General features: G+C 60.9%; 14 protein-coding genes. 9 read left to right on the plus strand and 5 right to left on the minus strand.

All coding sequences use genetic code 11. The annotated features are described in order from the left end of the window. The first annotated feature begins 88 nt into the window (after nucleotides 1–88). The 3 genes from ACIPZE_RS11415 (at nucleotide 89) to ACIPZE_RS11425 (ending at nucleotide 4119) form a co-directional block, all read left to right on the plus strand. Nucleotides 89–1738 (plus strand): acyl-CoA dehydrogenase family protein, encoded by a 1650-nt coding sequence (locus ACIPZE_RS11415; RefSeq protein ID WP_400772902.1) that lies wholly within the window; start codon nucleotides 89–91, stop codon nucleotides 1736–1738. A 172-nt stretch (nucleotides 1739–1910) separates the two neighbouring features. Next, on the plus strand, nucleotides 1911–3410 hold the full coding sequence (gene amn, locus ACIPZE_RS11420) for an AMP nucleosidase (RefSeq protein ID WP_283438772.1): 1500 nt from the start codon (nucleotides 1911–1913) through the stop codon (nucleotides 3408–3410). Between the two features lie 73 nt (nucleotides 3411–3483). Continuing rightward, on the plus strand, nucleotides 3484–4119 hold the full coding sequence (locus ACIPZE_RS11425) for a pseudouridine synthase (protein WP_400772970.1): 636 nt from the start codon (nucleotides 3484–3486) through the stop codon (nucleotides 4117–4119). Here the strand turns inward: ACIPZE_RS11425 and ACIPZE_RS11430 are convergent. Together ACIPZE_RS11430 and ACIPZE_RS11435 are read right to left on the minus strand one after the other, a co-directional pair. Beyond that, nucleotides 4114–4323: a DUF2788 domain-containing protein gene (locus ACIPZE_RS11430; RefSeq protein ID WP_129395647.1), complete on the minus strand. Its 210-nt coding sequence runs from the start codon at nucleotides 4321–4323 to the stop codon at nucleotides 4114–4116. The genes ACIPZE_RS11425 and ACIPZE_RS11430 overlap by 6 nt on opposite strands. Before the next feature lie 278 nt (nucleotides 4324–4601). Beyond that, nucleotides 4602–5081 carry an Lrp/AsnC family transcriptional regulator gene (locus ACIPZE_RS11435; RefSeq protein ID WP_008081091.1) on the minus strand — a complete coding sequence of 160 codons (480 nt, stop codon included), beginning with the start codon at nucleotides 5079–5081 and terminating at the stop codon, nucleotides 4602–4604. Nucleotides 5082–5533: 452 nt separating this feature from the next. On the opposite strand from ACIPZE_RS11435, the gene ACIPZE_RS11440 reads away from it, so the two are divergent. Further along, the gene (locus ACIPZE_RS11440; protein ID WP_400772905.1) at nucleotides 5534–6616 is read left to right on the plus strand and encodes a DUF6515 family protein; all 1083 of its coding nucleotides are present in this window, start codon (nucleotides 5534–5536) and stop codon (nucleotides 6614–6616) included. Here ACIPZE_RS11440 and ACIPZE_RS11445 read toward each other — a convergent pair. Both ACIPZE_RS11445 and ACIPZE_RS11450 read right to left on the minus strand, forming a co-directional pair. Then, complete coding sequence (locus ACIPZE_RS11445) at nucleotides 6610–7506, minus strand: cation diffusion facilitator family transporter (RefSeq protein WP_400772906.1); 897 nt, start codon at nucleotides 7504–7506, stop codon at nucleotides 6610–6612. The genes ACIPZE_RS11440 and ACIPZE_RS11445 overlap by 7 nt on opposite strands. A gap of 11 nt (nucleotides 7507–7517) precedes the next feature. Further along, a complete protein-coding gene (locus tag ACIPZE_RS11450) occupies nucleotides 7518–7937 on the minus strand; it encodes a hypothetical protein (protein ID WP_034153788.1) in 420 nt (139 codons plus the stop codon). Between the two features lie 110 nt (nucleotides 7938–8047). On the opposite strand from ACIPZE_RS11450, the gene hrpB reads away from it, so the two are divergent. Continuing rightward, nucleotides 8048–10567, plus strand: coding sequence for an ATP-dependent helicase HrpB (hrpB, locus tag ACIPZE_RS11455; protein ID WP_400772908.1), 2520 nt, complete (start codon nucleotides 8048–8050; stop codon nucleotides 10565–10567). Between the two features lie 191 nt (nucleotides 10568–10758). Here hrpB and ACIPZE_RS11460 read toward each other — a convergent pair whose 3' ends face one another. Then, nucleotides 10759–11673 (minus strand): LysR family transcriptional regulator, encoded by a 915-nt coding sequence (locus ACIPZE_RS11460; protein ID WP_129395642.1) that lies wholly within the window; start codon nucleotides 11671–11673, stop codon nucleotides 10759–10761. A gap of 221 nt (nucleotides 11674–11894) precedes the next feature. On the opposite strand from ACIPZE_RS11460, the gene ACIPZE_RS11465 reads away from it, so the two are divergent. The 4 genes from ACIPZE_RS11465 (at nucleotide 11895) to ACIPZE_RS11480 (ending at nucleotide 16513) form a co-directional block, all read left to right on the plus strand. After that, nucleotides 11895–13385: an aldehyde dehydrogenase gene (locus tag ACIPZE_RS11465; RefSeq protein ID WP_400772910.1), complete on the plus strand. Its 1491-nt coding sequence runs from the start codon at nucleotides 11895–11897 to the stop codon at nucleotides 13383–13385. A 503-nt stretch (nucleotides 13386–13888) separates the two neighbouring features. Further along, a complete protein-coding gene (locus ACIPZE_RS11470; RefSeq protein ID WP_283438767.1) occupies nucleotides 13889–14875 on the plus strand; it encodes an ABC transporter substrate-binding protein in 987 nt (328 codons plus the stop codon). Nucleotides 14876–14885: 10 nt separating this feature from the next. Beyond that, on the plus strand, nucleotides 14886–15689 hold the full coding sequence (locus ACIPZE_RS11475) for an ABC transporter permease (protein WP_123375883.1): 804 nt from the start codon (nucleotides 14886–14888) through the stop codon (nucleotides 15687–15689). Continuing rightward, the gene (locus tag ACIPZE_RS11480; RefSeq protein ID WP_283438766.1) at nucleotides 15677–16513 is read left to right on the plus strand and encodes an ABC transporter ATP-binding protein; all 837 of its coding nucleotides are present in this window, start codon (nucleotides 15677–15679) and stop codon (nucleotides 16511–16513) included. The genes ACIPZE_RS11475 and ACIPZE_RS11480 overlap by 13 nt, the downstream gene beginning before the upstream one ends. Nucleotides 16514–16564 lie beyond the last annotated feature (51 nt).

A 16564-nucleotide genomic window follows, 5' to 3' on the forward strand; every position in this document is an offset into this window, starting at 1 on the left:
AAGCGCCGCAAATTCGGCGGGTATGACACTTTGTCAGGTCTCGGCGCGGTGCTTAACTGAGTTCCTTGGTTGAGCAAAGGAGCCCGTCATGAACCTGCATCAGTTTGCCGAAACCCACGAAGTCACCAACCAGCCACCGTCGCTGGACGGCACCAACCTGTACCGCATCGACTTACCGTTGCAGGAATGGTCGCGGCGCTTTGGTGCCGGTTGGGCCGAGTCACGGATCGATGCCTACGGCGCGCTCGCGGGCGGGCCGCTGATGGAGGCCGGGTTCCTCGCCAATCAGAACAAACCAACGTTTGCCAGCCATGACCGTTACGGTCATCGCATCGATCTGGTGGAATTTCATCCGGCCTATCACGAGCTGATGCGCACGGCGATCGAGCATGGCCTGACCTCGCTGCCATGGACCCATCCGCAGGACGGCGCTCACGTCGCCCGCGCCTCGATGAGTTATCTGCACAGCCAGGCCGAGGCCGGTAGCGGCTGCCCATTGACCATGACCTTTGCCAGCGTGCCGGCCTTGCGCTTGCAGCCGAACCTCGCTGAGCAATGGCTACCGAAAGTCCTCGCCACCCAATACGACCCGCGCAACGTCGGCATGGCCCACAAGGCCGGTGTGACCATCGGCATGGCCATGACCGAAAAACAGGGCGGCACCGACGTGCGCGCCAACACCACCAAGGCGTATCCGGTCGGTGCCAGCGGTCCGGGCCAGGCCTATGAACTGGTCGGCCACAAGTGGTTTTGCTCGGCACCAATGTGCGATGCCTTCCTGACGCTGGCGCAGACCGACAAGGGTTTGAGTTGTTTCCTGCTGCCGCGCCATCGCCCGGACGACACGCGCAATCAGTTCTACATCCAGCGTCTGAAAAACAAACTCGGCAACCAGTCCAACGCCTCCAGCGAAGTGGAATTCCGTGGCGCGCTGGCGTGGATGGTCGGCGAAGAAGGGCGCGGCGTGCCGACCATTATCGAAATGGTCGCGATGACCCGTTTCGATTGCATGGTCGGCTCCAGCGCGCTGATGCGTCAGGCGTTGACCCAGGCCAGTCACCACTGCGCGCACCGCAAGGTCGGCGGCAAGCTGCTCAGTGAACAGCCGTTGATGCAGAACGTCCTCGCCGATCTGGCGCTGGAAAGCGAAGCCGCGCTGGCCCTCAGTTTGCGCATGGGCAAAGCGCTGGATCATCTGGATGATCGTCACGAAGCGCAATTCGCCCGGTTGGTAACAGCGGTGGGCAAGTACTGGATCTGCAAGCGTGCGCCGGCGATGATCAACGAAGCGGCGGAATGCATGGGCGGCGCCGGGTATGTCGAGGAGAGCATCCTGCCGCGCCTGTATCGCGAGGCGCCGGTGAACTCGACGTGGGAAGGCTCGGGGAATGTGCAATGCCTGGATGTGCTGAGGGCGCTGTCGAAAGAACCGGGTGTGCTCGATGTGTTGTTCAGCGAACTCGGCGACGGCCATGGCGACAAACGCCTGGCCGCGCATATTCAGCAGTTGCAGGCGCAGTTCAAGGACACCAGCGACATTCAATACCGGGCGCGGCAACTGACCGAAGACATCGCGCTCGGTTTGCAGGCCAAGCTCCTGTTGGAGGCCGGAAATTCAACGGTCAGCGACGCCTTCATTGCCAGCCGCCTGAGCGCTGGCGGCCGGGTCTACGGCGCCTTGCCACGCGGTGTGGACGTCGAAGCCCTCGTCACCCGCGCAACCCCCCAAGGTGAGTAATCACACACTTCTCCTGTAGGAGCTGCCGCAGGCTGCGATCTTTTGATCTGATCTTTTAAAAACAAGATCAAAAGATCGCAGCCTGCGGCAGCTCCTACAGGGATCGTGGTGGCGCTTATATTGTGCGGTTGCCAACATGCCACTGTTCCCGTGACGCCACGATGCAGGCAAGATGAAGCTCTGCAAGTCAGAACACAGGAAGCTGATCGTGACCGAAGCGTTTATTGTTGTTCAAACCGCCGAACAAGCCGTGGATCGTCTGGCCGAGCTGCATGAGCGGGCCACCAGTGCGCTGAACTCGGCGCTCAAGCGTTACCTCAAGGATCGCGTCGAACCCGACGCGGCGCAGCGTGCCCTGTTTCGTTATCCCGAACTGCGTCTGACCTATCATTGCCAGGGCGAAGTGCCGCAGACCACCCGCGCTTACGCCAAAGTGCAATTGCCGGGCACCTACAGCGTCACCGTCACCCACCCGGCGGCGTTCCGCAAATACCTGCTCGAACAACTTGTGCCGCTGATGCACGACTTCACCGTGACCGTCGAAGTCGGCGTCAGTCAGCAAAACATTCCGTATCCGTATGTGGTCGAGCAGGGCGATGAACTGGCCGGTTCCGGTGTCACCGCTGCGGTGCTGGCGCGGGTGTTCCCGAGTACCGACCTGTCCGCCGCCACCGATGGCATCGCCGACGGCCTCTACGATTGGGAAAACACCGATCCGCTGCCGCTGGCGCTGTTCGACGCCGCGCGCGTGGATTTCTCGCTGCGCCGCCTGGTGCATTACACCGGCAGCGACTGGCGCCATGTGCAGCCGTGGATTCTGCTGACCAACTATCACCGCTACGTCGACCAGTTCATCGTTCATGGTCTGGAGCAACTGCGCAGCGACCCGCGTTTCGTGCGCATGGTCTTGCCGGGCAACGTGATCATCGAGAAGGGCATGGATCACGGCGAAGCGTCGGCGATTGCTGCCGGTGTGGTCTGGCACCGTTACCAGATGCCGGCGTATCACCTGATGGCCAGCGATGGCCACGGCGTGACATTGGTGAACATTGGTGTCGGCCCGTCCAACGCCAAGAACATCACCGACCACTTGGCCGTACTGCGTCCGCATTGCTGGCTGATGATCGGCCACTGCGGCGGTCTGCGTCAGTCGCAAACCATCGGCGACTACGTGCTGGCCCACGCCTACATGCGTCGAGACGGCATTCTTGACCGCGTGGTGCCGCCGAATATTCCGATCCCGGCACTGGCCGAAGTGCAAATGGCGCTGCAACAAGCAGCGGCGAATGTCACCGGCGAAAAGGGCGACGACCTGAAAAAACGCCTGCGCACCGGTACCGTGTTGACTTACGACGACCGGAACTGGGAATTGCGTTGGGCGCAGGAGCGGCCGCTGATCAACCTGTCCCGCGCGGTCGCGGTGGACATGGAAAGCGGCACGATTGCCGCGCAGGGTTATCGCCTGCGGGTGCCGTACGGCACGTTGCTGTGCGTTTCGGACAAACCGCTGCACAGTGAAATCAAGCTGCCCGGCTCGGCCAACGCTTTCTATGAACGCGCGGTCAGCCAGCACTTGAAGATCGGCATCGAAGCGGTGGACCTGCTGCGCACCGAACTCAACTCGCTGCACTCGCGCAAACTGCGCAGCTTCGACGAACCGCCGTTCCGTTAACGGTTAGTCGTGGTCATTTGACGGTCGGGGCACTAGCATTGTCAGTCCCGACCGTTAGATGTTCTTTTTCGCCATGTCCAGTCCGCAGCGTCCACCTTCCCGCCGCCCCGGCGCGAAGCCTCAGTCTTCTTCACCGCGCCGTGTTGCCAAGGCACCACCGGCCGAGCCGAAACTGATCCTGTTCAACAAACCGTTCGATGTGCTGACACAATTCAGCGACGGTGAGGGGCGGGCGACGCTCAAGGATTTCATCGATGTGCCCGGCATCTATCCGGCCGGGCGACTTGATCGTGACAGCGAAGGTTTGCTGCTATTGACCAACGACGGCCAGTTGCAGGCGCGGATTGCCGATCCGAAACACAAGCTGGCCAAGACTTATTGGGTGCAGGTCGAAGGCGTGCCGACAGCCGAGCAGTTGCAGCGTTTGCGTGACGGCGTCGAACTGAACGACGGTATGACGTTACCCGCCGAAGCACGGCAGCTGGAAGAACCGCAGTTGTGGCCGCGCAACCCTCCGGTGCGCTTTCGCATGACCGTACCGACCTCATGGCTGGAATTGGTGATTCGCGAAGGGCGCAACCGTCAGGTGCGACGCATGACGGCGGCGGTCGGCCTGCCGACGTTGCGCCTGGTGCGGGTGAAGATTGGTGGCTGGTCGATCGAAGGGCTTGATCAGGGCCAGTGGAAAGAAGTGCCGGCGCGCCTATAGAGCGCCGGATTCGATCAGGCCGATCACCACACTCTTGATGATGAATGCGGCCACGCCCAGGCCCAGCACGAAGAACAGAATGAACGAGCCAAAGCGCCCGGCCTTGGACTTCTTCGCCAGATCCCAGACGATGAAACCCATGAAAATGATCAGGATGCTGACCAGGCCGGTCATCATCCACTCTTCCAATACTGCAGGATCCATTGGCTATCTCCGGCACTCACGCGGCTAAAAGGGCGCGGCGAGTATACGCCAAGGTATGCGGGGAGGCATTGATCTGGGGCTGATCCGGAACTGTGGCCCTCACCCTAGCCCTCTCCCGGGGGAGAGGGGACTAACCGAGGTGTCTGGCGTGATACATCGACCTGAAAGATCGAGTCGATTATGGATTCACAGCAGAACGCTCAGGTCGGCGTACTTCTTCAGCATCTCTCGGTCGGCCCCTCTCCCCCTGAGAGAGGGCTGGGGTGAGGGGCTTTTGATCAGTTGCGCAGGTGGGTCAAGGGTAGTTCCGTGCTGTTCAACACCTGATTCAGCACAAAACTCGAGCGCACGCTGGTCACGCCCTCAATCCGGGTGAGATGCCCCAGCAACAGTTTCTGATAGTGATCCATGTCCGGCACCACTACTTTCAACTGGTAATCGGCATCCACGCCCGTCACCAGGCTGCACTCCAACACCTGCGGCAACGTGCGAATCGCCGCCTCAAAATTCTCGAAACGCTCAGGGGTATGGCGGTCCATGCCGATCAGCACGTACGCGGTCAGGCTCAGCCCGAGCATTTTGCGATCAAGCAACGCCACCTGGCGTGAGATGTAGCCGTCGTCTTCCAACTGCTTGACCCGTCGCGAGCATGGCGAAGGCGACAGACCGATGCGCTCGGCCAATTCCTGGTTGGAGATGCGGGCATCGCGCTGCAATTCCGCCAAAATGCTCAGGTCGTAACGGTCGAGTTTGCTCATCAATCTGTCCTTGGTTGTAACTATTGCGGCGGATTATCTATCCAGGGTTAAAAATTGCGCAAGTGGTGTTTATTTCAGCAATCTTCGCAATCATCTGTCGCCGCCTCGGGCCTATTCTTATCACCAGAATCACTGCTCGGTAACACAGTCCACGCGGCCCGCCCTATCAGGCCCGCCGCGGCCGCCACCCCCACCGGGGTTGTGCCGGCCCCCGAGCTGCACACTGTCCAGAAGACGGCGTGAGGTGAGCCGACGTCAAAAGCGTCGAGCCAGGACGAAGTTCTCTAGAAGGGAGGCCGACGGGTCTCCCTTTTTTCTTGCCTGCGATTTCATGCGGTCGCGCTCAATAAATAAGTTGCGCGACTGATAACCTGTTGCAGAACCCGCCGTGGGTATTCCCGGTCTTAGCTACAAGCCCTCTTACCTTTGCAGGTCCCGCAGTGAGGAAAAGCATGAATTCGCGCATCTGGCGTCTGGCCGGTGTTGGTTTGCTGTGTGTGAGTGTCAGTGTGCAAACGCTTGCCGATGAACCGCAGAATCGTGGACCGGATGGCGGTGGCCATGGCCAGGATCATCAGGGCAACAATCAGGGCCATGGCGGCAACAACCAGCCGCGCCCGCAGAACAATCCATCTCAAAATCAGCCGCCGCAGAATCAACCGCGGCCACAGAACAACGAGATCATTCGTGGCGACAACAGCCGCCAGTTCGAGCACAACGGCCAGCAGCACAACAATAATGGCCAGTGGCAGAACCACGATCAGAACCGTCCCGCGTACAACCCCAATCCGGTACGCCAGCCGCCACCGCCGCCACAACTGCCGGCCAACAGCCTGCCGATCCAGCCGCGCCCCGACGCCGTGCGCCAGACGCAGGAGCCACGCCAGGGTTACTACCGCGACGAGCGTCCGCAGAACGGTTACAACAATCAGCATTGGCAGACCAATAACCGGCCGCCCGATGACAATCGCTGGCCGGGGCGTCCGGACGGGCATGGCAATGGGTGGGGGCCAGGCCCGCAATATCGGCCGGGGCATGTGATCGACCGCTTCCCGGACCGCGATTACCGCGTGCCGTATCGTGGTCAGGATTACTTCTATTCCGGCGGTTACTGGTATCGCCCGCAAGGCCCACGCTACATCGTCGTGCAGCCGCCGCGCGGGATCCGCACGCAGTATCTGCCGGATTATGCCCGCGAAGTGTGGATCGGTGGATCGCTGCTGTTCCTCGCCGCCGGTTCCTATTACGCCTATCAGGAAGCGACGCAGGATTACGTGGTCGTCGAGCCGCCTGTGCAGCAACAGCCGCAACCGCAGCCGCAATCCCAGGGTTATGACGTCGAAGCCTATCCGGCCAACGGCCAGTCGCCGGAGCAAGTGCAGCAGGACGGTTACCAGTGTTATCAGTACGCCGTGCAGCAAAGCGGCTTCGACCCGCGCACCGCGACGTATCAACCGGCGCCCGAAGTGGTTCAGGCGTACCGTCAGGCGCAGGGCAATTGCCTGAGCAGTCGCGGTTATCAGGTCAGCTACTGAGCCCGGGCGGCCAGCACCACTTCTTGCGGGTCGGCGTGCACCAGCACTTCGGCTCGCGGGTAGGCTTTGTGGATGGCATCGGCGGCTTGATCGCTGATGCCGTGCGCCACTGACAGGGTCAATTCTCCCGGCAATTCCAGGTGCAACTGCACGAACCAGTGGTTGCCGGAGATCCGCGTGCGCAAGTCATGCGCGCCCAACACCCCCGGCACACTGCAGGCCAGTTCGAGCATGTGCTGACTGACGTCCGCCGGCAGCTCCTCATCCATCAGCACCGAAAAACTTTCCCGGGCGATCTGGATCGCGCTCCACAGAATGTACGCAGCAATGCCCAGACCGAACCACGCATCCAGTTGATCAAAGCCGAACCCGGCGAGGATCAGCGCGATCAGAATGCTGCCGTTGAGCAACATGTCCGAACGATAGTGCAGCGAATCGGCGCGTACGGCGTTGGAACCGGTCTGCTTGATCACCCGATGCTGCAACACCAGCAGCGCCGCCGTCAGCAGCAGCGAAAACACGATCACACCGATGCTCAGCCATGGCGCGCCAAGCGGTTGCGGATAATGCAATCGTTCGTACGCCTGGAACGCGATCAGCACCGCACTGCCGCCAATGAACAATGCCTGCGCCATGCCCGCCAGCGATTCCGCCTTGCCGTGGCCATAACGGTGATCGTCATCGGCCGGACGCAACGCGTAATGCACCGCCAGCAGATTGAGCATCGAGGTGATGCCATCCAGCGCCGAGTCGGTGAGGCCGGCGAGCATGCTGACTGAACCGCTCAGCCACCAGGCGATGGCTTTGGCGACGATCAGCGTGCAGGCGACCGCCACCGAGGCGCGGGTCGCCAGCCGCAGGAGGCGGGCGTGTTCGGGGCTGGTGGTCATTGAACGTCCTTTTAAGCGGCGGGTTGCAGGCCGAACATGGCCAGTTGTTGAGTACTGCCCTTGTGCTGAATCAGGCGCGGGTCGTCCAGAGGAAAGTCCCGTCCAAGTTCGCTTTCGAGAATAGCCTGTAGCTTGTGATTATCGACCTGACCGTCCGGGCCGATGGCTTGTTTGAGCTTGGCCGGATCGATCTGCGCGGTGTGGCCCGGTTCGAAGTAGATCGCGCCAGTGGCGAAATCGACGGCAAACGCGATCAGGCCGGGAATGATATAGAACAGCAGGCCCACGGCATCCAGCACGGCAATCGCCGGGTCGACTTTGCCGTCGATCTGACCGCGACGGTCCGGGTAGAAAATCGAACCGCACGCGGTGATTTGCGTGAGCAGGGTGGCGACCAGTACACCGCCGATCAGGCGAAAAGGTAAGCGCATGGGGAAATCTCCTGATTGATCTAAGAACGAAGCGTTGTCGAGTGAAGTTAAGACCCTGACGAACGCCTTGCAGTTCGCCGTTATACTCGGCCCTCTGTTTGGGAGCCAGCATGAATTCTTTGCCGATCGACGATGTTTTACCCGCCCTGCGTGAAGCCCTCGCGACACGCCACGAAGCCGTGCTCGAAGCTCCGCCCGGCGCCGGTAAAACCACCCGTGTGCCCTTGGCCCTGCTCAATGAAGCGTGGCTGGCCGGGCAGACCATTCTGATGCTTGAACCGCGCCGTCTCGCCGCGCGTGCAGCTGCAGAGCGTCTGGCCAGTGAGCTGGGCGAGAAGGTCGGTGAAACCGTCGGTTATCGCATTCGCCTCGACAGCAAGGTCGGCCCCAACACACGTATCGAAGTGGTCACCGAAGGCATTCTCACCCGGCGCTTGCAGGACGACCCGGCGCTGGAAGGCGTGGGCCTGCTGATCTTCGACGAATTTCACGAACGCAGCCTCGACGCCGATCTGGCGCTGGCCTTAAGTCTGAACGGTCGCGAGTTGTTTCGAGCTGAACAGCCGCTGAAGATTCTGCTGATGTCGGCCACGCTGGAAGGTGAACGTCTGGCCGGATTGCTCGACGACGCGCCGATCCTGCGCAGCGAAGGCCGCATGTATCCGGTGACGATGCGTTGGGGGCGGCCGTTTCAGCCCGGCGAATACATCGATCAGCGTGTTACGCAAACCGTGCTTGAAGCGCTGCACGATGAAACCGGCAGCGTGTTGGTGTTTCTGCCGGGGCAGGCGGAAATTCGTCGTGTGCATCAACAATTGGCCGACGCGATCGGTGAGCGCAGTGACGTTTTGCTCTGCCCGTTGCACGGTGAACTCGACCTCAATGCGCAGCGCGCGGCGATCGATCCGGCCCCGGTCGGCCAGCGCAAAGTGGTGCTGGCGACCAACATCGCCGAGACCAGCCTGACCATCAACGGCGTGCGCGTGGTGATCGACGCCGGGCTGGCGCGGGTGCCGCGTTTCGATCCCGGCAGCGGCATGACGCGCCTCGATACCCAACGGATTTCCAAGGCCAGCGCCACTCAGCGTGCCGGTCGGGCAGGGCGACTGGAACCGGGTGTTTGTTATCGCTTGTGGTCGCAGGATCAACACGAACAACTCGCTGCTTATGGCAGTGCGGAAATTCTTTCGGCGGATCTCGCCAGCCTCGCGCTGCAACTCGGACGTTGGGGGGTGACGCCGGGCGAACTGGTCTGGCTCGATGTTCCGCCAGCCGCCGCTTATGCACAGGCGCAGGATTTGCTGCAACGACTCGGTGCGCTGGAAGGCGAAGCGCTGACCACTCACGGTCAGGCCATGGCTGAGTTGCCGGCGCATCCGCGCATCGGTCATTTGCTCCTTCGCGGTCAGGCGTTGGGTCTGGCCAACATGGCGTGCGACGTCGCCGCGTTGCTCGGCGAGCGCGATATCTTGCGCGGTGCCGGGGCGGATCTGCACAGTCGGCTGGTCCTGCTTTCCGGCGAAGAACGCGCCGCCCGTGGTGCGCAGGGCGGCGTGCAACGTGCCCGGCAATTGGCGCGGCAATATCGCGGTTACCTGCGCGGCAAGGCCAGCGAGCCGGTCAGCGATCCCAATCATCCGCGCTGGCTCGGTGCCTTGCTGGCGCTGGCGTATCCGGATCGCGTCGCGCAACAGCGGCGTGCCGGTGGCGCGGAATATCGTCTGGCCAACGGTCGCGCGGCGCTGTTCGCCGAAGCCGACAGCCTGATGAAAGAGCCGTGGATCGTCATCGCCGACCTCGGCAGCCGTCAGGGCCAGCGCGAAGAACGGATTTATCTGGCGGCGGATTTCGATCCGGCGCTGTTCGATTCCGTGCTCGCCGAACAGGTACGCAATGTCGATCAACTCGACTGGGACGAGCGCGAAGGCGTGTTGCGCGCCGAGCGTCAGCGCAAGGTCGGCGAGCTGATTCTCAGCCGTGAGCCGCTGACCGGTCTCGACGAAAATGCGCGCAGTCAGGCGCTGGTCAATCTGGTGCGGCGCAAAGGTCTGGAGTTGCTGCCGTGGACGCCCGAACTGCGTCAGTGGCAGGCGCGGGTGGCGTTGTTGCGGCAGCTTGAATTGGGTTCGCAAGCTGAAAGCCAATGGCCGGATGTCAGTGATGCGACGCTGCTGGACACCCTCGAAGATTGGCTGATGCCGTATCTGGGCAAGGTCTCGCGGCTCAGTCATTTTGCCAATCTCGATCTGTCGAGCATCGTTCGCAACCTGCTGCCGTGGCCGTTGCCGCAAAAGCTCGATGAGCTGGCGCCGCATCATTTGAGCGTACCGTCGGGGTCGTCGATTCGTCTGGACTACAGCGAGTTTCCACCGATTCTTGCGGTGCGTTTGCAGGAGTTGTTCGGGCTGGCGGATACGCCACGGATTGCCGGCGGGCGGCAGGTGGTCAAGTTGCATCTGCTGTCGCCGGCGCGGCGACCGGTGCAGGTGACGCAGGATCTGGCGAACTTCTGGCGCAGTACCTATGCCGAGGTGAAGAAGGATTTGAAGGGACGCTATCCGAAGCATTACTGGCCGGATGATCCGTTGGTGGCCGAGGCGACTGCGCGGGCCAAGCCGCGCGGTACGTGAAGGTCAAAAGATCGCAGCCTTCGGCAGCTCCTACAGGATTGAATCGGCCACAGAATTACGGTCCGACACCGATCTACTGTGGGAGCGAGCCTGCTCGCGAAGGCGTCGTTTCAGTCGACGCATCTGTTGCCTGATACTACGCCTTCGCGAGCAGGCTCGCTCCCACAGGTTTTTGCGGCATGATCCGATTTTTAGTGGTGGGTCTTGGCCGTCAGTTGTTCGCGGCAATAATCGGCGAACAACTGCGCCGGTTTGGTCAGTTGCCCACGCTTGAGCCACGCGGCGACCAAGCCTGAACCGGTGACGTCTTCGACGATGTCCACGCACACGACTTTCTTGCCGTCGTAGGTGCATTCCGAATGCGGGCGGGTGACCAGAATCGAGAAGCCGAAACCCTGGCCAACCATCCCGCGCACCATCTCGATCGAGGGTGAACTGAACTCGATACGCGGTGTTAAGCCCAGCTCTTCGAAGAGGCTGACGAAATAAGTCCGGCTCGGCTGCACGTCGAGCAGGATCATCGGTTCCAGGCACAAGTCGCGCAGTGAAACCTGCTTGTACTCGGCAAAACGATGGTCGGCGGGTAGCAGCGCATACGGCCGTTGCGCGGGCATCAGCGGCTCGGTCTGGATCGTCGCGTCGAGCTCATGTTCATACAGGATGACCAGATCAAACGTGCCCGACGTCAGGCCTTGCACCAACTCCTGTTGCTCGCCGTCACGGATACGAATTTTCACCCCCGGATACAGCGCCGAGAACCCGGCGATCAATTGCGGCAAGTACAACGGCGCTACCGTTTCGAAGCAACCGATATCGATCTGCCCGGCGACGATGTCGTTGTCGGCCAACGCGTTCTGCTCGAACTCCTTGGCCATGCGCAACAATTCTTGAGCCTTGCGAAAAAACCGCGCACCGCTTGGGGTCAGCGACACACCTTGGGCGTGATGACGGATCAGCAGTTGCACGCCGAAACTGTCTTCCAGGCCTTTGATCGCGGTGGAGATCGCCGGCTGCGCGATATACAGCTTGCGTGACGCCTCGGCAACGCTGCCGCATTCGACGGTGGTGATGAAGTATTTCAGCTGACGCAAATTGTAGGCGGCCACGGCAAACCTCAGGACGAGCGGACTCGACTTCCAAGCAATTTGTGCGCCGCCAGGTCCGTTGCACGACGATGTTCTTATCCCTCAACCATAGCCACCTGCGCAGCATTTGGGGGAAGTCATTGCCCAGTGTTTTTATTGCCTGCGAAGACATTTTTACTATTTTTAGCCCGCGCGAGGCTGAGCGACCATCGAGGCACAATAAAGCCCAAGGAGCATCCGTCGTGTTCGAGCTTGCAGAGTGGCAGCGCCGTGCCGTTGCGTTGAAGTTTCCCGATCAGGCCGTGATTGACGGCATACATTGCGCGGCGCGTTCGGGGCAGACGTTTGCTGCGATCAACCCCGCGACTGGCGAGTGTCTGGCCAATGTTGCGGCGTGTGGCGAGGAGGATGTCGACCTCGCCGTACGCAATGCGCGGCAAGTATTCGAGGCCGGTATCTGGTCGCAACGCTCCCCGGCTGAGCGCAAGCAAGTGCTGTTGCGTCTGGCTGATTTGCTGATGACGCATCGTGAAGAACTGGCGCTGCTCGATTCGCTGAACATGGGCAAACCGGTGATGGACGCCTACAACATCGATGTGCCGGGCGCTGCGGGCGTGTTCCGCTGGTACGCCGAAGCGATCGACAAACTCTACGATCAGGTCGCGCCCAGTGCGCCGAATGTGTTGGCGACAATTACCCGTGAAGCGCTGGGTGTGGTGGCGGCGGTGGTGCCGTGGAATTTCCCCTTGGACATGGCTGCATGGAAGCTCGCGCCGGCGCTGGCGGCAGGCAATTCGGTGATCCTCAAACCGGCCGAGCAGTCACCGTTTTCAGCGTTGCGTCTGGCTGAGTTGGCGCTGGAAGCGGGGCTGCCGCCGGGTGTGCTCAACGTGTTGCCGGGGCTTGGCGAGCAGACTGGCAGGGCGCTGGGTTTGCACGCGGACGTCGATTGTCTGGTGTTCACCGGCTCGACCCAGGTCGGCAAATATTTCATGCAGTACTCCGCGCAATCGAACCTCAAGCAGGTTTGGCTGGAGTGCGGCGGCAAGAGTGCCAATCTGGTGTTCGCCGACTGTCAGGATCTCGATCTGGCGGCGGAAAAAGCCGCGTTCGGGATCTTCTTCAATCAGGGTGAAGTCTGCTCGGCCAATTCGCGTTTGTTGGTGCAGCGTTCGATTCATGATGAGTTCGTCGAGCGTCTGAAAGCGCAGGCCGAGCGTTGGTTGCCAGGCGATCCGCTGGATCCGCAGAGCAGTGCTGGGGCCATCGTCGATCACAAACAGACGGCGAGCATCATGGGTTTTATTCGCAATGCCGAGCAGTCGGGGGCGACGCGGGTTTGTGGTGGGCAGCAGCGGCGTTTTAACGGCTCGGATAATTTTATTGAACCGACGATTTTTACCGGTGTGACTGCGGATATGCAGTTGTTTCGTGAAGAGGTGTTTGGGCCAGTGCTGGCGGTCGTGCCATTCGACAGTGAAGAGGAAGCGGTGCGGTTGGCAAACGACAGTGTCTACGGGCTGGCGGCGTCGCTGTGGACCGATGACCTTAACCGCGCCCATCGAGTGGCGCGGCAGTTGCGCGCTGGTACGGTGTCGGTCAATACGGTGGATGCACTGGATGTCAGCGTGCCTTTCGGCGGCGGCAAACAATCGGGTTTTGGCCGGGATCTATCGCTGCATTCGTTCGATAAATACACCCAACTGAAAACCACCTGGTTCCAGTTGCGCTAACACCGAGTCACCCCTTCGCGAGCAGGCTCGCTCCCACACTGGATCTATGTCACACCCAAGATCCCCTGTAGGAGTGAGCCTGCTCGCGAATGCGGTGGGTCAGGCAACAAAGGTTTCGGCTGACCTGACGCCATCGCTGGCAAGCCAGCTCCCACAGGTTTTTATTGGTGTTCACAAAAACCGGGATACAACTGAAATCACTGTGGGAGCTGGCTTGCCAGCGATGACATTCTCCAATTCACCATTAATCCCCGATCTGCACCCTAGTCGAGCATCCCCGCCAACCCCGCTCTTCAGCGGTGCGCACTACCCAGTTTTTTCATCATTTGCAGCCAACAATTTCCTGATTTTCCTCACCGCGCACATGGGCCACCATCGATCTTGCCCGCCAGCCGAATGTTGTCTGCCCAAGCGTCCGCGAGAGACCAACGGCAGCAACTGCACAACGGCCGGCGACCGTACTGCCCATGACAAAACTAAATCAACAGCGTCGGGAGTGCTCCATGATCAAGTCCTTGTGTATTCGTCTCACTCATCCTCTGGCAATCACCGCTCTGGCCGCCACGGTCGCGACCAGCGCCCAGGCCGGCACCTTGTCCATCGGCCACACCACCTGGGTCGGCTACGGCACGCTCTATCTGGCGCAAGACCTTGGCTACTTCAAGGAAAACGGCCTGACCGTCGAATTGCCAGTGGTCGAAGAGGCGTCGATGTACATGGCCGCGCAGGCGTCCGGGCAATTGTCCGGCTCGGCGTCGACCATCGATGAGGTGCTCAAGTATCGCCCGCAGTTCTGCTTCAAAGCGGTCGCGGCGCTGGATGACAGCCATGGCGGCGACGGTGTGCTGGTCGGTAAAGATGTGAAGAGCCTGCAAGAACTCAAGGGCAAATCCGTCGCGGTCAACGAGGGTTCAACCTCGCAGTTCTGGCTCTCCTACCTGCTGAAAAAGAACGGCATGAAGATGAGCGACATCACCGTGCAGAACATGACCGCTGACGATGCCGCCACCGCATTCATCGCCGGTCGCGTGCCCGCTGCTGTCACTTGGGAACCGCACCTGTCGATGGTCCGCGACAAGCAGCAAGGCAAAGTGCTGATCGACAGCAGCAGCACCCCCGGTGTGATCGTCGATGTGGTCGCACTCAATTGCAGCGTCATCGACAAGCAGCCGGAAGACGTCAAGGCGCTGGTCAGCGGTTTGTACAAAGCCGTGCAATACACCAAGGATCATCCGGAAGACGCTTACAAGATCATGGCGAAAGGCGTCGGCGGTTACCTGTCCGATCCGAAGGAACTGGCCGCCGCCGCACAAGGCGTGCGTTTCTACGATCAAGCCATGAGCGAGAAACTCCTTGGCGCACCGGGCAAGCCGGGCGACAGCGCACCGCTGATTAAACTGGCCAATGAAACCGCCAGCGAATTGCAGGGCAAACCGTACAACGTCAGCAACGACGACCTGGTCGACAACCGTTTCGTCAGCCCGCTCTAGGAGGTCTGCAATGTTCAAGCGCAATTCGTGGCTGAGCCGCAGCCTCACACCGAAAACCGCGTTGCCGGTGCAAGTGGTGTGGAGCGCCAGCGCTCTGGCCTGGGTGTTATTGGTCGGTCTCTGGGCCGGGCTTTCTTACGGTGGCATCGTCCCGGGGATGTTTTTGCCGACGCCGGGTGCGGTGGTCGAAGCTGCCGTGCGCCTGGGTCGCGACGGCACGCTCGGCACGCATGTCTGGGCCAGTGTCGAAGTAGTGATGGTCGGCTTCATTGTGTCATCGCTGGTGGCGGTGCCGTTGGGATTGCTGATGGGCAGCTTCCGCATCGTCCAGGCCTTCCTTGAGCCGCTGGTGAACTTCATCCGTTACCTGCCGGTGACCTCGTTCGTGCCGCTGTTCATCCTGTGGATTGGCATCGGTCTCGAGCAGCGGGTTTCGGTGATTATCTTCGGCGTGTTCTTCCAGCAACTGGTGATGATTGCTGACGTCTCGAAAGGCATTTCCAAAGATCTGATCAACGCCTCTTACACCTTGGGTTCCAGTCGCCGCGACGCCGTGTTGCATGTGATCGCACCGGCCTCGGTGCCGGGCGTGCTCGACACCTTGCGGGTGACCATGGGCTGGGCCTGGACGTATCTGGTGGTGGCGGAACTGGTCGCCGCTTCCAGCGGTTTGGGTTACCTCAGCCTGAAGGCCATGCGCGGGTTTCAGGTCGACGTGATTTTCCTCGCCATCGCGATCATCGGCCTGTTGGGTCTGGTCACCGATCAATTGTTCCGTTTTCTCCGCCTGAGGGTTGCCGCATGGGCTCAGTGACTGCTGCCAATCATCGTTTTATCGAACCGGTCGCGACTCCCGCACAAGCGGCGGCGCGCTTGCAGGTAGACAAGGTCAGCCTGCGTTACAAGAAGCCTGACGGCGGCACGTTTACCGCGCTGGAAGAGGTGTCGTTCGAGGTGCCGGATCAGCAGTTTGCGGTGCTGGTCGGGCCGTCGGGTTGCGGTAAGTCGAGCCTGTTGTACCTGACCGCTGGCCTGGCCGAGCCGACCTCCGGCGAGATCTATGTCGGCGGCCAGCAAGTGCAAGGGCCGGGCGCGGATCGCGGCATGGTCTTTCAGAGTTACACGCTGTTCCCGTGGCTGACGGTGCGCCAGAACGTTGAGTTCGGCCTCAAACGCCGGGGCATGCCGGCGGCGCGGCGCAAGGAGATTGTTGATTACTACGTCAACGAAGTCGGCCTCGCCGGTTTCGCCGATAACTACGCCAAACAGCTGTCAGGCGGGATGATGCAGCGCGTGGCGATTGCTCGCGCGTTGGCCAATGATCCGCAGATTCTGTTGATGGACGAACCGTTCGGTGCGCTGGACAGCCAGACGCGATTGCAGATGCAGCAACTGTTGCTGCGGGTGTGGGGCAACAGCAAGAAAACCGTATTGTTCGTGACCCACGACATCGACGAAGCCATTCTGCTCGGCGACCGGGTCTATGTGATGGGCGCGAAACCTGGGCGGATCAAACAGATTCTCGACGTGCCGATCGAACGCCCGCGCTCGCTGGACATGGTCATGGAGCGCTCGTTCATCGACATGAAACGGCAGATCTTCGGCCTGCTGCACGACGACCTCGAAGAAGTCCACTGATCCCGATATCCCCCTGTAGGAGCTGCCGCAGGCTGCGATCTTTTGATGTTG

The sequence above is a fragment of the Pseudomonas sp. NPDC089741 genome (assembly GCF_044748825.1).
Classification (GTDB): Bacteria; Pseudomonadota; Gammaproteobacteria; order Pseudomonadales; family Pseudomonadaceae; genus Aquipseudomonas; species Aquipseudomonas helmanticensis.

What these genes read in the sequence shown, in the direction of transcription:
- ACIPZE_RS11415 (WP_400772902.1), top strand. Translation starts at nt 89, where the DNA reads ATGAACCTGCATCAGTTTGCCGAAACCCACGAAGTCACCAACCAGCCA.
- amn (WP_283438772.1), top strand. Translation starts at nt 1,911, where the DNA reads ATGAAGCTCTGCAAGTCAGAACACAGGAAGCTGATCGTGACCGAAGCG.
- ACIPZE_RS11425 (WP_400772970.1), top strand. Translation starts at nt 3,484, where the DNA reads ATGTCCAGTCCGCAGCGTCCACCTTCCCGCCGCCCCGGCGCGAAGCCT.
- ACIPZE_RS11430 (WP_129395647.1), bottom strand. Translation starts at nt 4,323, where the DNA reads ATGGATCCTGCAGTATTGGAAGAGTGGATGATGACCGGCCTGGTCAGC.
- ACIPZE_RS11435 (WP_008081091.1), bottom strand. Translation starts at nt 5,081, where the DNA reads ATGAGCAAACTCGACCGTTACGACCTGAGCATTTTGGCGGAATTGCAG.
- ACIPZE_RS11440 (WP_400772905.1), top strand. Translation starts at nt 5,534, where the DNA reads ATGAATTCGCGCATCTGGCGTCTGGCCGGTGTTGGTTTGCTGTGTGTG.
- ACIPZE_RS11445 (WP_400772906.1), bottom strand. Translation starts at nt 7,506, where the DNA reads ATGACCACCAGCCCCGAACACGCCCGCCTCCTGCGGCTGGCGACCCGC.
- ACIPZE_RS11450 (WP_034153788.1), bottom strand. Translation starts at nt 7,937, where the DNA reads ATGCGCTTACCTTTTCGCCTGATCGGCGGTGTACTGGTCGCCACCCTG.
- hrpB (WP_400772908.1), top strand. Translation starts at nt 8,048, where the DNA reads ATGAATTCTTTGCCGATCGACGATGTTTTACCCGCCCTGCGTGAAGCC.
- ACIPZE_RS11470 (WP_283438767.1), top strand. Translation starts at nt 13,889, where the DNA reads ATGATCAAGTCCTTGTGTATTCGTCTCACTCATCCTCTGGCAATCACC.
- ACIPZE_RS11475 (WP_123375883.1), top strand. Translation starts at nt 14,886, where the DNA reads ATGTTCAAGCGCAATTCGTGGCTGAGCCGCAGCCTCACACCGAAAACC.
- ACIPZE_RS11480 (WP_283438766.1), top strand. Translation starts at nt 15,677, where the DNA reads ATGGGCTCAGTGACTGCTGCCAATCATCGTTTTATCGAACCGGTCGCG.